15 protein-coding genes and 1 riboswitch are annotated in these 13456 nt (G+C 35.0%); of the genes, 3 read left to right on the top strand and 12 right to left on the bottom strand.

Annotated elements, in window-relative coordinates:
• Positions 1-2 precede the first annotated feature (2 nt).
• The 4 genes from ACZ76X_RS10460 to ACZ76X_RS10445 all read right to left on the bottom strand — a co-directional run bounded on the left by ACZ76X_RS10460 (position 3) and on the right by ACZ76X_RS10445 (position 5157).
• Positions 3-992: an ABC transporter permease gene (locus tag ACZ76X_RS10460; protein ID WP_479850413.1), complete on the bottom strand. Its 990-nt coding sequence runs from the start codon at positions 990-992 to the stop codon at positions 3-5.
• Positions 976-2463 (bottom strand): sugar ABC transporter ATP-binding protein, encoded by a 1488-nt coding sequence (locus ACZ76X_RS10455; RefSeq protein WP_479850412.1) that lies wholly within the window; start codon positions 2461-2463, stop codon positions 976-978. The genes ACZ76X_RS10460 and ACZ76X_RS10455 overlap by 17 nt, the downstream gene beginning before the upstream one ends.
• Positions 2460-3572, bottom strand: coding sequence for a sugar ABC transporter substrate-binding protein (locus ACZ76X_RS10450; RefSeq protein WP_479850411.1), 1113 nt, complete (start codon positions 3570-3572; stop codon positions 2460-2462). The genes ACZ76X_RS10455 and ACZ76X_RS10450 overlap by 4 nt, the downstream gene beginning before the upstream one ends.
• Positions 3573-3660: 88 nt before the next feature.
• A riboswitch (SAM riboswitch) is annotated at positions 3661-3766 on the bottom strand.
• A gap of 89 nt (positions 3767-3855) precedes the next feature.
• Positions 3856-5157 carry an NCS2 family permease gene (locus ACZ76X_RS10445; RefSeq protein WP_479850410.1) on the bottom strand — a complete coding sequence of 434 codons (1302 nt, stop codon included), beginning with the start codon at positions 5155-5157 and terminating at the stop codon, positions 3856-3858.
• A 203-nt stretch (positions 5158-5360) separates the two neighbouring features.
• On the opposite strand from ACZ76X_RS10445, the gene ACZ76X_RS10440 reads away from it, so the two are divergent.
• The 3 genes from ACZ76X_RS10440 (at position 5361) to ACZ76X_RS10430 (ending at position 7412) form a co-directional block, all read left to right on the top strand.
• Positions 5361-6227, top strand: coding sequence for an SDR family oxidoreductase (locus ACZ76X_RS10440; RefSeq protein WP_479850409.1), 867 nt, complete (start codon positions 5361-5363; stop codon positions 6225-6227).
• Between the two features lie 67 nt (positions 6228-6294).
• Positions 6295-7056 (top strand): L,D-transpeptidase, encoded by a 762-nt coding sequence (locus ACZ76X_RS10435; RefSeq protein WP_479850408.1) that lies wholly within the window; start codon positions 6295-6297, stop codon positions 7054-7056.
• Between the two features lie 104 nt (positions 7057-7160).
• Positions 7161-7412, top strand: a complete 252-nt coding sequence (locus ACZ76X_RS10430) for a hypothetical protein (protein ID WP_479850407.1) — start codon at positions 7161-7163, stop codon at positions 7410-7412.
• Between the two features lie 32 nt (positions 7413-7444).
• Here the strand turns inward: ACZ76X_RS10430 and ACZ76X_RS10425 are convergent, their stop codons facing one another.
• The 8 genes from ACZ76X_RS10425 to ACZ76X_RS10390 form a co-directional block, all read right to left on the bottom strand.
• Positions 7445-7660 (bottom strand): DUF1540 domain-containing protein, encoded by a 216-nt coding sequence (locus ACZ76X_RS10425; protein ID WP_001115486.1) that lies wholly within the window; start codon positions 7658-7660, stop codon positions 7445-7447.
• Between the two features lie 72 nt (positions 7661-7732).
• A complete protein-coding gene (locus ACZ76X_RS10420; RefSeq protein WP_479850406.1) occupies positions 7733-8185 on the bottom strand; it encodes a thioredoxin family protein in 453 nt (150 codons plus the stop codon).
• A 12-nt stretch (positions 8186-8197) separates the two neighbouring features.
• Positions 8198-8617: a disulfide formation protein C gene (locus ACZ76X_RS10415; protein WP_000532264.1), complete on the bottom strand. Its 420-nt coding sequence runs from the start codon at positions 8615-8617 to the stop codon at positions 8198-8200.
• A gap of 165 nt (positions 8618-8782) precedes the next feature.
• On the bottom strand, positions 8783-9031 hold the full coding sequence (locus ACZ76X_RS10410; protein ID WP_048526289.1) for a YhdB family protein: 249 nt from the start codon (positions 9029-9031) through the stop codon (positions 8783-8785).
• Positions 9032-9151: 120 nt separating this feature from the next.
• Complete coding sequence (locus ACZ76X_RS10405) at positions 9152-9661, bottom strand: PCYCGC domain-containing protein (RefSeq protein ID WP_479850405.1); 510 nt, start codon at positions 9659-9661, stop codon at positions 9152-9154.
• A gap of 45 nt (positions 9662-9706) precedes the next feature.
• Positions 9707-10816 carry a GerAB/ArcD/ProY family transporter gene (locus ACZ76X_RS10400; protein ID WP_479850404.1) on the bottom strand — a complete coding sequence of 370 codons (1110 nt, stop codon included), beginning with the start codon at positions 10814-10816 and terminating at the stop codon, positions 9707-9709.
• A 16-nt stretch (positions 10817-10832) separates the two neighbouring features.
• On the bottom strand, positions 10833-11915 hold the full coding sequence (locus ACZ76X_RS10395; RefSeq protein ID WP_061658731.1) for a Ger(x)C family spore germination protein: 1083 nt from the start codon (positions 11913-11915) through the stop codon (positions 10833-10835).
• Positions 11912-13429, bottom strand: a complete 1518-nt coding sequence (locus tag ACZ76X_RS10390) for a spore germination protein (protein ID WP_479850403.1) — start codon at positions 13427-13429, stop codon at positions 11912-11914. The genes ACZ76X_RS10395 and ACZ76X_RS10390 overlap by 4 nt, the downstream gene beginning before the upstream one ends.
• Between the last annotated feature and the right edge of the window lie 27 nt (positions 13430-13456).

Raw genomic sequence — 13456 nt, 5'->3', positions numbered from 1 at the left:
TTTTATTTACGCTTCTTTTTAATAAATGAAAATGCTAAAGCTGTAATTAAAATACTTCCTTTAATAATATCCTGTGCATAATAAGGGACGTTCATCATGGTGAGACCATTTAATATAATTCCGATTAATACGGAGCCGAGGAATGTCCCGACTATATTTGGTTTCTTGGCGCCGAACATTGCGTAACCGATATAGGCAGCTGCAACTGCATCCATTAATAATGGAGCGCCAGCTGAAACTTGCCCCGTTCCAACGCGGCTACATAGAATAATACCACCAATAGATGCAAGTAAACCGCTAATCATATAAGCATATACACGGTAACGATCAGTAGGAATACCAGCTAGTCTAGCAGCTTCTCGGTTCCCACCTGTCATATAAAAGAAACGACCGTACGTTGTTTTTTCTAAAAATAAATATGCAATCAAAACGACGATAAGCATGATAATGACAGGGACTGGAATTCCTAGCACAGAACCTTGACCGATAAATAAAAAGGATGGAATAAAATGTCCTTTAGCCCCAGACATTCCTTCATAAATAGAAGATCCTTTTGAGAATGTTAAGTGTAGTCCGTTAACGATATACATGATACTTAGTGTAGCAAGTAAATCTGGTAGTTTAATTCGGATAACGAGTAGTGCATTACATAATCCAACTAACAGTCCACAAAGAATAGGGATAAGGAGTGTAACTAATAGCTCTTGCCGATATAAAACGAGACAAGATGCAGCTGCAATTGTCGCTAAACTAGCGGTAGAGCCAACTGATAAATCAAATCCGTCTACAATTAATGTAAAGGTAACGCCAATTGCGAGTAACGTTACGATAGAAATAGAGCGTAAAATATCACTAATATTGTTGTATGTTAAAAAAGAATCATTAACGATAGAGAAAAAAATTGTAACACCTATAATGATAGCAATTGTACTAAATTGATAAAAAAGATGAGTAGGTAAATATAGTTTTTTAGTTTTATGAACGAGATTCAATGGAATAACTCCCTTCAGATAAATGTAAAAGCTGTTCAGGAGATAGTTCGTTCGGTAAGTATTCACCTACAAATTCTCCGTTTGCTAGTATAAGAATGCGATCAGCGATATGTAGCGCTTCATCTTGTTCTCCTGTGAAATAAATTACGGAACTTCCGTTTTCTATAATGTTGCGAATGAATTGAAAAATGTCTTGTTTTGCAGCTATGTCTACACCTTTAGTTGGCTCGTCCAAAAGAAATAGAGTAGGTTTGAATCCATTCCACTTTGCAATAGAGACTTTTTGTTGATTTCCGCCGCTCAGTGAATGGATAAAGGCTTTTGGATTGTTTGGTGAGATGCCGAAAGAAGTAATTGCTGCAGTAGCAGTATTTACTTCGGTTTGTTTTCGTTTCCAACCGGATTGGTGTAAATTTGTGTGACTTATAATGTCTTCTGAAAGAAATACGCCTTGTTTTCTTCTTTCTTCTGGTACAAGTGCAATTTTCGCTTGAATTGCATCTCGCGGTGTTTTTATTGTAATGTTATAACCACCTATTTTTGCGTGATAAATATGACGAGCACCAAATAAAGTCTCAGCAAGTGTTGTTTTTCCACTTCCAATTAATCCATATATCACGACAGTTTCACCTTTCCGTACAGTGAGAGAAAGAGGAGAATGGCCTTTGTGTAATTGAAGTTTTTGTACTTTAAATAATTCTTCTCTTCCGGTTTTTGGTGCTGTATTAATTGGAAGTGTAAGTTGTTTTCCAGTCATTGCTTCCACAATTTGTTGATCCGTAATCTTTGTAATAGCTTCGGAGAGTGCAACTTTACCGTTATGTAATACAGTTACATCATCCGCAAATTTTCGAATCTCTGATAGACGATGAGAAATTAGAATAATGCCAATACCTTTTGATGTTAAATTTTTTAAGAGTTTCCCAAAGGTTTCCACTTCTTTTGGCCCAAGAGAAGAAGTTGGCTCATCTAATAAAAGATAATTTATATTGTTAGATAAAGCTCTTGCGATAAGAAGTAACTGTTTTTCATGTAATGAGCAGTTTGAAACGTCGTCCAAAACATTTAAATCGAGCTGCACAGTTTGTAAGTGTCGTTTCGCGAGTGCGACTAATTTTGATTTTGAGAATATTGCTCGGTTTTGCATTGCTAACTGATCGATTAGTACATTTTCTAAGACAGATAATCCTGAAATAAGTCCGTGATCTACTTCTTGTGTTACGAAAGAAATACCGTGCTTTTTTGCATCACGTGGAGAAGTAAAGGAAACAGTCTGATTATCAATTTTTATATTGCCAGCAACTGGTTGGATTTCACCAGTTGCTATTTTTAATAAAGTACTTTTTCCTGCGCCGTTCATTCCTAGTAATGCGTGCACTTTTCCTTTTTCAATATGAATAGAAACATCTTCTAGAACAGGGGTAGTTACATGATAAGAATGTGTAATGTTTTGAAGAGAGAATGTCATCATTTTTTCTCCTTCTCTAATTTTTTCATCCAAGGAGAATACCCATCTTTTGAATCTCCCCAACCATTTATATGTTTTGATAATTGATCCATTGTTATATTTTCTTTTGGTAAATTATTTTTCTTCACTAAATAAGGTTCTAGCGAATAAATATCTGGCGTTTGTTCACCAGCAATTTTTTTATATAAAAATCGTACTTGAACTTTACCTACTTCAGCTGGATCAGTTGCAGCTGTAGCAGTCCAAGGTGAATTTTCTTTTTGCATGAGTTGTAAATCTTCATTACTTAAGTCAATGCCGTATACTTTTATATCTGTACGACCAGCTTGTTCGAGTGCTTTGACAGCCCCTTTAGCAAATTCATCCCATGAAGCGAAAATAGCTTGTAAATCTCCTTTTTTCGGATATTTTTTTAGTAAAGCTTCTACTTGTGTTTGTGTATCGAGCGGTGTGTTATTACTAGCAGTACCGAATCGTGTAACTTCTTTTATATTTGGATAACGTTTATAAAAAGCATCAATGATAACATTACGACGTTCCATTGGAGCGAATCCACCAACCCATACGACTGCGATATTTCCTTGTCCATTCAAATCTTCCGCTAATGTTTTTAATGATTTCCATGCAAGACTATAGTCATCTTGATCAATAATCGTTACGCCTGGCAAGCGTAGATCATTATCAAACGCTACTACCGGAATATTTGCTTGTAATGCCTTTTCTACTCCAGGTTTCAGCGCTTCAGATCGACCATGATCAATTAATATACCATCCACTTTTGAATTAATAGCAGTATCTAAATTTGCCGCCATTTTTGCTAAATCATTATCAGAATTATAGACTTGTACACTGCCGCCAAATAGTTCTACTTGTTTTTTGACCCCCTCAATATATTGAGAGGAAAAAGTTCCGATAGACATTTGCATAATTAATGCAATTTTTAATGGTTTCTTTATTTGGTTTGGAATTTCTGTTTGTAAATGATTTTCTACTGTTGTAGTTACTTTTTTCACAGTTTGTTGCTTTTGTGAAGAGACAGCATCTTGTTCATTTGTACAAGCAGTTAATGTAAGTAAGAGAACAATGAGTACGATAGAACACAATTTCTTCATAAAAAAATCCCTCCTAAACTAAGAAGAGAGGAGAGGGAGTGAAAATAAAAAACGCCTTTTCATATAGAAAAGACGTCTTATCATATTACTCTTATCTTTCAACACAACGTGTTGTAAGAATTAGCACCGTGCCCATAAATGGGTCGGTTGCCGGGCTTCGTAGGGCTCATCCCTCCACCTGCTCTTGATAAGACATCGAATATTCAACTATTTCGAATTATTCCACAAGTTTGTGGTGTTGTCAAATAATTTTTTATAAAAAAATCCCTCTTAATGAGGGATTTTAATGTGGTAAGAAAATCAATTGATAAGCGAACAAGATTCCGAATACATACACAAGTGGGTGAACAGCACAGAATTTACCTTTTGCCACTTTCATAAGTGGGTATGAAATAAATCCAAGAGCGATACCTGTTGCGATACTTGATGTAAGTGGCATGCTTAGGATTACTAAGAATGCTGGGAATGCTTCATCAAATACATCCCAATCGATGTGGCGAACTGAACCCATCATAAGGCTACCAACGATAATTAATGATGGTGCAGTAATAGCTGATACACCAGAAACGGCACTTACTAATGGCCCGAAGAATGCTGCTAGTGCGAATAGAACAGCTACTGTAACAGTTGTTAAACCAGTACGACCACCAGCTGCAACACCAGCAGATGATTCGATGTAAGCTGTTGATGGTGTTGTTCCGAACATAGAACCGATTGTTGCTGAGAATGAGTCAGATAGAAGAGCTCGTCCAGCTTTTGGAAGTTTTCCGTCTTTCATAAATCCACCTTGTTGAGCTACACCAAGTAATGTACCTGTTGTATCGAATAATGTAACAAGGAAGAATGAAAATACAACGCCGTATAATCCGTAGTTAATTACATCAGATACAGCAGTAATTGGATTTGAAACGATAATTCCTTCTGGTAATCCAGGCATTGATGTAACACCGTTTGAGAATGTTAATTGTCCTGTGAAGAAAGCGATAATACCAGTTAATAGCATCCCGATAAATAGTGCACCATTTACATTTAAAGACATAAGGATGATTGTAATTCCAAGTCCAGCTAATGCTAGTAGTACTGGCGCAGAGTGAAGATCACCAAGTCCAACTAAGTTTGCTTCATTTTTTGTAACGATACCTGTTAAACGTAAACCGATAAAGGCGATGAAAAGACCGATACCAGCAGTAATTGCATGTTTTAAGTTTTCAGGAATTGCTTCCATTAATTTTGTACGGAAAGATGTGAATGATAACAAAATTAAAATCATACCTGCTACGAATACAGCAGAGAATGCAATTGCGAAAGTCATGCCTTCATGAGCTTTTACAACAGAGTAAGAGAAATAAGCATTTAATCCCATACCTGGTGCAATTGCGATTGGTAAGTTTGTAAAGATCGCCATAAATAATGTTCCGACAACAGCAGCGATAATGGTTGCTGTAAATGCTTGTTCAAATGGAACACCTGCATCCCCAAGGATGACAGGGTTTACGACAATGATATATGCCATTGTTAAGAAGGTAATAATACCTGCCATAATTTCAGTTTTAATAGAAGTTTTATGTTTTGAAAGGTTAAACATATAAACATCCTTTCTGTTTACGAATAATTTTCACAACAGTTATATATAATATTCGTTTTTTAACTATTTTGCAATAGTTTTGCATAAAAAGTTTACAACAATTCATATTTTGTGTCTTAAATTCGAATATTAATCGTAAATCGATGTATGAATTTCAGTGTTTATTGTGCGCATATTATAAGGAAAAGGAGTTGAAAGAAGCTATGCCACAGCAAAAAAACTTTGTAACAATGCCAGCGCAACATCAAAATAAACAACCTGGTATTGAATCGTTAATGAATCCTCTACCGCAGTTTGAAGATCCAAACTATAAAGGAAGCGAAAAATTAAAAGGAAAGAATGTATTAATTACAGGAGGGGATAGCGGGATTGGACGAGCTGTTTCCATCGCTTTTGCGAAAGAGGGAGCGAATATTGCGATTGCGTATTTAGATGAAGATGGAGATGCAAATGAGACGAAGCAACGTGTAGAACAAGAAGGTGTAAAGTGTGTGTTGTTACCAGGTGATTTAAGTAATGAACAGCATTGTAAAGATATTGTAGAAGAGACCGTCAAGCAACTAGGTAGTGTAAATGTTTTAGTAAATAATGTCGCGCAGCAATATCCGCAGCAAGGGCTAGAATATATTACAGCAGAACAGTTAGAAAAGACTTTTCGTATTAATATTTTTTCTTATTTTCACGTTACGAAAGCAGCACTTTCTTATTTAAAGCAAGGGGATGTCATTATAAATACGGCGTCTATCGTTGCGTATGAAGGAAATGAAACGTTAATTGATTACTCGGCAACGAAAGGAGCAATCGTTGCTTTTACAAGGTCACTTTCTCAATCGTTAGTGCAAAAAGGGATTCGTGTAAATGGTGTTGCGCCCGGGCCAATTTGGACACCACTTATTCCATCAAGCTTTGATGAGAAGAAGGTTGCTCAGTTCGGGAGCAATGTTCCGATGCAAAGGCCTGGTCAACCGTATGAATTAGCACCAGCATACGTATATTTAGCGTCTGGCGATTCATCCTATGTTACCGGACAAATGATACATGTAAATGGGGGCGTTATTGTAAATGGATAGTTTTCATTTATAAGAGCAAAGTAAAGTTAATTCTACTTATTATAGTGGCGCTAGGGGAGGGATATAGATGAAAAAATTATGTTTCGTCATACTATTATTTTTCATCCTACCGGTTAGTGCCTTTGCTGATACAGATCATCTAATATTAGTGAATCTTACGACAAACCAATTATCTTTTTTTGAAAATGGAAATTATACAAAAACATTCCCCGTAACAAGTGGAAGAGATCGTACACCTACGCCTGAAGGTAATTTTTGTATTATAACTAAATATAAAAATAAAGAATACCATCGGAAAAAAATAGCTGGTGGTGCACCGAATAACCCTCTTGGTACGAGGTGGCTTGGACTAGATAAAAATGAATATGCGATTCACGGGACAAATCGGGAATGGACAATTGGAAGTAGGGAATCAAATGGTTGTATTCGTATGCATGACAGAGATATACAGTGGCTATATGACCGAGTTCAATTACAAACAAAAGTAATCATTTCCCGTTTTCATACGAGCCCCGAATATGAGGCGAATAAGCTTGGCTACCGCGTCGTGAGTTGGAATGGTCGTAAAGTAGAGGAAGAGCAAATTGGCGTGCTTACGTTAGTAGACCGTGCCGATATATATTGGCAAGAACCAAATGGGCAGTTAACGAAAGTGAAAACGGTATTGCCGAATGAAAGATATAAGGTGTATTCAAAACGAAAAGATGGAATATATTATATAGGAAACAATTTGTATATTGTGGATGAAACTGGAGAGAAAATTCGTTACGAGCAAATTCCTTCTTCGGTTTTAAGTAATATATATAAACGAAAATATAATGTTCCGTAATAGGCTACCGTATTATAGACGGTAGCTTATTTCTACTTCGAGTTTAACTGCAACTATTGGATTTTGCTGAATATAATACAGTACAGATAGGGGGCGGTTACATTATGAAAAGCGAATTTGCCTTTAAAGTTTTCTTAGTAACGACCTGTTTATTTATCGTGTATTTGTATTCGTTTCTCGTTTTTTCTTTTTATGTTCCATATGTTGATTTAATATTGTTCTTCGGATTTATTTTGGCGTTTGTGAAAGCAAGAGAAGGTGAGAAGAGTATATATCGGCGCATTACCCTATGCGGGACAGCTATTCTCGTTATTTTGTACTTTTTTATCATGCATGATTTTTGGAGAGGAATGTAAAAAGCATACGAGTACTCGTATGCTTTTTATGTTTAATATTTTGGCTTAAATGTATGACAACAAGTTTCTACACTCGTTGCTACAGAACTTTCTAGCGTCTCGTTTGTTAAAACTGCACTTGTATACGATTCATTTTCAGTTTGACCTGTTTCATCCGCATCTGGCTGAACGATAATCGCACTTGCTTGACAAAAGTTACCTTGTCCCCAAAATGAGCAATTGGAAACAGAGCATCTTACTTCTGGCATAAAACCCCCTCCTTATACATTAGTTTGGGACTTTATGCCCATTTCATGTGTAGAAGGAGTTTCCTTTTCTCGTTATTTTTTCGTTTGTTCAAGCCATTCTTTTAATTTGTCTTTCGGCTGTTCACCGCTAATACGGCTTACTTCTTTGCCATCTTTAAAGTGAATGATTGTTGGAGTTCCTTTAATTTTATATTCATCCCAAGGAGCATCTATTTTTTCAATATCCATTACTTTCATATCAACGTTCAAGTCTTTAGCCATTGGTACTACGACAGGAGATAGCTTTTGACAATGAACACAAGATGTTTGATAAAAGTATACTGTTTCTTCTTTTTTCTCTTTTAAATTCTTTTGAAGATCTGAAAGAGAGATTTTGTTTGTATAGTAGTCAGGACCATCTGTTTTACCATCAGTAGCATTATCAATTTTTTGACTAGTAGCATTTTTTTCTTCCATTTGTGTGACAGCAAAAATTGCCGCAAATAAGGCGATAATAATACCACCAAATATAAGCATTTTTTTCATTGTTTCATCTCCTTATTTGTTTTTTATTACAATAAAACTACATACAGCGATTGTAATAAAGCCGATAAGTGCTAAAAACGGGATTGTAATAAAACCAAACCAGTTTATGAATTCTCCGGTGCAGGGTACACGGCCGCAAGCTGCTCCAGCAGCTGAAAATGCTGGGACTTTTTGAATTGCATAGTGATATAAAGAAATACAAGCACCAATACTTGCAATTGGTAAGGAATAACTTGCGATGCGATAATCTTTCTTTGCTACAGCGATACCAAGCCATAAAACGAATGGATACATAAAAATACGTTGATACCAACAAAGTACACAAGGTTCAAATTTCATGATTTCGGAAAAATAAAGACTTCCTAGTGTAGCGATAAAAGAAGCTCCCCATGCGGTAAGTAAAGCATATTCTTGCTTTTTTTCTCGTCCCATATTTTATACCTCTCTTATAATAGTTACATACTAAATTATAGTATGAAGTGGTATAGAAAAGAAAGAAAAAATATGTTTATCAATAAAAGTTTTATAAGGGGAAACTTTTATTGATATTAACATTTTAAAAAAGCGCTATTCTCATAAAGAGAATAGCGCTATATTTTACATTTGAATTTGCTCTACTTCATCTATATGTGACTTTTGTGATGCATGGTCAATATATTGAAATAGGAGCTGCAATTGTTTATCAACTTCTGGTAGTTCTTTACTGTATTGATAAGCGTGTAAAAAATGTTCAATACGCTTAGAAAATAATTGATCGTTCGTTTGAACCATAAGAACGAGTAATTTATCCCAATTACAGCAATACGTGTAATAGAGAGCTTTATCATAGTCGTTATATGTTTGCACTGTGTACCCTCCTTACTGAGGAGTTATATATAGTGTGTGACAAGCAAGGAGAAATACACTTGAAAGAATTTGTTAAGAAAAAAAGCGAATGAAAAGAAAAAACGAGGAATTTCCTCGTTTTTAAGCTTTCGGCATTGGCGTAGGTGTTGGCTTGCCATAGCCCTCTTTGTATTTATTGTCGATATAGTTACGAATTTCAAGCGTTGATTTTCCTTTTTGTTTCATGGAAGCCGATTCAACTGCGATTTCTAAGCAATTGACACAAGTTGTTGCATGGGAGTCCCAAACAACTTCACCATTCTTTTTCATTTCACGAATAAAGCAGTTTTTATTATTTTTATGTCCCACACTCTCACCGCAACCACAGTAACATGGAATCCAATCTAATAGCTCTGCGTTTTGCCCGGCGACAGTGTAGATATCTTTCATTTGTGGATCAAGCTTGTCTAGGAAGGTAGGAAGTGTGTCTACTCCTTTTGTTTTTTCTTGAATGTCAGCTTGCTGAGTGTGTGATGCGTGGTCATGCTTTTCTTTTGATTCAGATGATTTTTTTTCGTTTGTACTAGTAGCTCCGCAACCAGCAAGAATTAAACTTAGTACTGCAAGTAAAGAAAATACATATTTCTTCATACGCTTGTCCCCTTTACAAATGTATTACTCAAATTGTATCAGAGATTATGGTGTATCGGTTGAAGATTTTTTCGACGGATTTTTGAAGCGCCATCGCACAGAATGGAATAGAAATAAAATTGGGATATAAGCGTATACAATATATAAGCCTGCTTGAGATAGTACTGTATTTAATGTGTTGATACTTTCACGATTTGTGAAAAATAAGGAAGCTGTAAAGACCATGAAAGTAAAAAATGGTAATGTGAATTTAAAAGGAATATGGAATGAACGCTTCATCGTTTGACATGATGACCAAATGGTTAAACAAAGATTTGGCAAAATAATTAAAAACCAAACGAAAATAATAATATATTCAAACCGTTGAATGAAAGGAACTTTAATAATTTTTAACATTGTTAAAGTAGGCCAAATTGTATGATTTAATTGCCCTTCGCTATAATACATAAAAGATACGATGGCTAAAACTACATAAATTAATGTACTAAAAGCAATACCTGTATGAGCCCATCTTTTTAAGGATTTTCCTTTTTCAATAAATGGATAAAAGATTAAGATTGTCTCAAAACCAAGAAACTCTAACGCAGAGTGTTTTGCAGATATAAGCATGTCAAAAGGCGAGTGTGTAAAAACTGGTAAAATATTACTAGGATGTGCATATTTCATTGGATAAATTAAAAAGAATACAACGAAAATAGGAAGAACGACTCCCCAAAAACATATTCCGGTTACAGAGCGGAATCCCCCCTTTATAATATAGCAAGTCACTAATAAAAACATAAAGGTTAGTTTCCATAACTTAATGGTAGGAAAAATCCAAACTTGTATTACTTCCATATATGTACGAAGAACAGTAAGGCAAAATAATAAGCAATATAGGGTGAAAATGATGGAAAAGATAGAACCAATCCATTTTCCAAAGCTCGTTGTATGAATGCTAATTAAATCTCCATCTTTTTCTAACATTTTTAGCATGCAAAACAGTACAATATGAGTTGCCATGCCTGCTATGATTAGAGAAATCCAAGCATCATAACCAGCATTTTTTAAAATTACACGTTGATACCCTAAAATTCCTATTCCAATTTGAAGGGAGTGCAATAAAACAAATGCAAAATATGGAGAGACAGTTTTTGTTTTATTTAGTGTATGCATTGTTTATTTCACCTCACTATTCACCGATTCCAGATTGTACAATGTTAATATCTAAATTTATATCCACAGCTACATTTGGATACATATTTCGGATTTGTTTTATATTCCATTTTCTCGTATGGCTTCTAATTTTATCGCGTACTCCTAAAGGATCAATTCTCTTTTCTTGAAATTGTTTTATTAACTCTTCGCAGTCTTTTTCAACATTTCGTTCAATTTGTTTTTTTATATAAGTGATATTTGTTTTCTTCCTTAAATCAATCCAATTAGGAGAATTTTTAATCAATCCATTTAATTTTAAATGGATTTTTACTTTTGGTATGTCACCAGTTTGATCAATCTCATACTTACTTTTCCCGGCTAAGTTTTGTATGACCACCATACCTTTATGTTTATTCTTTTTTATCGCTGCTTCGTAGCGCCCATTTTTTGTAGGATTAATTAGTAGTTTTGCTAAAACAGAATGTCTTTTATCGGTATACATAACAACTTTATCACCTCTTAAAAAAGCAAGCCCTTTGACAGCGACAGAATGATTATCACCCATTTTAATATAAGGGACATAGGCATCACATACCGAAGAGTAGTAATTATATAAAAAAACATTTAATGCAGTTTGTGGAATGTTCTCATTTCTTATATTTTGCTCGAGTAAATCAGCAATATATAATGATCCATTTTGTTTTCCATAATTTAAAAGTTCTTCAGCTGATCCATCTACAATTGCTAGTTGTACATCACGCCCGATATTTGGATCACGTTGTAAGTTAGTAATAATCTCTCCCATTCCTTGTTCTCCTAAATCTTTTCCAAATAGAACGACACGCATTTGACCCACAACAACATTGTGAGGGGATTTCGCATTTAATCGTGAAGCGATTGTTTCAAGTGAACGAGCAGATGTAGATTGAGTTTCTGGTTTAGACTTTACACCGTGTGTATACTCTGGAAATAAGATCGTTCCTTGGAAGTTTTTGTTTTTTTTTATGTCAAATCCAGCAATATGAATAATACGTTGCGTATCCACTACATACGTTTGTGTACAGCCAGTTTGTAGAACAAAAAAGATTATAATAAGGAACAATAAGAGTTTTTTCATTCATTATCACCATCACGTTTTTGCTTCGCTTTGTTTGGATTATAGCGCCATTTAGATCTTGGTCTAAGGAAAGAAGGCCTTTGTGCAGTTTGACTAAACGGTAAACGGAGAAAACCTTCCGCTGTACCTAAACCACGAAATGGATACAAAGGTAATAAATAAGGTGATCCAAGTGATTTTAATTTAATTAAATGAGCTAAAATAAATACAAACCCGACGATAAGACCTAATCCACCAAATGCACCAGCTAAAAGAATAAGCGGAAATCGTAACAACCGGATAGTAGAAGACATTTTTACAGTCGGCGTTGTGAAAGACGCAAGAGCGGATAAAGCAACTGCAATTAATAAAATTGTACTTGTTAAAGCGGCTTCAACAGATGCTTGTCCAATTACAATCCCGCCAACAATACCAATTGTTTGTCCTACTTTCGTCGGTAAACGTGCTCCCGCTTCACGAAGCAATTCGATTGTAATTTCTAAAAAGAGTGCTTCTAGAATAGGGGGGAAAGGTACGTTCGCTCTCGAGAAAATAATAGGCCCTAGTAAATCAGCAGGAATCATTTGATAGTGATACGTTAAAGCCGCTGTATAAATAGCGGATGAAAAAAGAGAAAACATAGCTCCGAAAAAACGAATAACGCGAAAGAACGATCCAATCATCCAAGGTAAATAATAATCTTCTGGAGAGATGAAAAAATCTAGTAACGTTGTCGGTCCTGATAAAGTATATGGCGAGCCATCTGTTAAAATTAAAACTTGTCCGTTAACCAATGCATATACAGCTCGATCTAATCGTTCTGTAGGTAATAGAACAGGAAACGGTGAATTGCTATTATCACTAATAAATTGCTCAATCATAGTTGCATCAAACGGGACATCAAAGTCAATGTCTTCTAGCCGTTGTATGGCGGTGTTGATAAATTGTTCATTTGTAACACCTTCTATATAAGCAACTGCTACTTTCGTTTGTGACATAGATCCGACGGTAACTTCTTTAAAAATGAGTTGCTCCGTTACAATATTTCGGCGCAATAAGTGTATATTTGTATCAAGGTTTTCAACGAAACCGATTTTAGGTCCAATTACGCTATACTCATTTTCTGTATCGTTATATAATCGTGTTCCTAAAACAGTACTTTCGGCACGAATTAAAGCATATTGATCAGGATTTGAATTGCTTTTTAAGCGTACTAAAATATATCCACCTAATAATTTCTGACGAATATCATCAATAGAGGGAGAGGTAATAATATCTTCAATGGAGACAATATTACATAGGTCAGAAATATTTTGAATATGTTCTGATTCCTTTTTCATAGGAGTTAAAATAAACTGTTTAATAATAAGTGATTCCACGACAGATTTATAATAAAACAAACATAACCTTTCATCTTCAAGTACGTTATAAGAGACAAAATCGCTAGATTCTTTCATGGTCTTTATAAATTCAGGAATAGAACAAATTGTTTTTGTATTAGTATTTTTGCGTTTCTTAGATGATAAACCGAACATTTTCTCACCCCTAACATATATCATTTA

The organism is Bacillus sp. BC05(2025) (assembly GCF_056725905.1).
The sequence above is the reverse complement of the archived record's forward strand: the minus strand, read 5'-3'. Positions and strand labels throughout refer to the sequence as shown.

Coding starts and splice junctions, on each gene's coding strand:
- ACZ76X_RS10455 (WP_479850412.1), bottom strand. CDS start 2,463: ATGATGACATTCTCTCTTCAAAACATTACACATTCTTATCATGTAACT.
- ACZ76X_RS10450 (WP_479850411.1), bottom strand. CDS start 3,572: ATGAAGAAATTGTGTTCTATCGTACTCATTGTTCTCTTACTTACATTA.
- ACZ76X_RS10445 (WP_479850410.1), bottom strand. CDS start 5,157: ATGTTTAACCTTTCAAAACATAAAACTTCTATTAAAACTGAAATTATG.
- ACZ76X_RS10440 (WP_479850409.1), top strand. CDS start 5,361: ATGCCACAGCAAAAAAACTTTGTAACAATGCCAGCGCAACATCAAAAT.
- ACZ76X_RS10435 (WP_479850408.1), top strand. CDS start 6,295: ATGAAAAAATTATGTTTCGTCATACTATTATTTTTCATCCTACCGGTT.
- ACZ76X_RS10430 (WP_479850407.1), top strand. CDS start 7,161: ATGAAAAGCGAATTTGCCTTTAAAGTTTTCTTAGTAACGACCTGTTTA.
- ACZ76X_RS10425 (WP_001115486.1), bottom strand. CDS start 7,660: ATGCCAGAAGTAAGATGCTCTGTTTCCAATTGCTCATTTTGGGGACAA.
- ACZ76X_RS10420 (WP_479850406.1), bottom strand. CDS start 8,185: ATGAAAAAAATGCTTATATTTGGTGGTATTATTATCGCCTTATTTGCG.
- ACZ76X_RS10415 (WP_000532264.1), bottom strand. CDS start 8,617: ATGGGACGAGAAAAAAAGCAAGAATATGCTTTACTTACCGCATGGGGA.
- ACZ76X_RS10405 (WP_479850405.1), bottom strand. CDS start 9,661: ATGAAGAAATATGTATTTTCTTTACTTGCAGTACTAAGTTTAATTCTT.
- ACZ76X_RS10400 (WP_479850404.1), bottom strand. CDS start 10,816: ATGCATACACTAAATAAAACAAAAACTGTCTCTCCATATTTTGCATTT.
- ACZ76X_RS10395 (WP_061658731.1), bottom strand. CDS start 11,915: ATGAAAAAACTCTTATTGTTCCTTATTATAATCTTTTTTGTTCTACAA.
- ACZ76X_RS10390 (WP_479850403.1), bottom strand. CDS start 13,429: ATGTTCGGTTTATCATCTAAGAAACGCAAAAATACTAATACAAAAACA.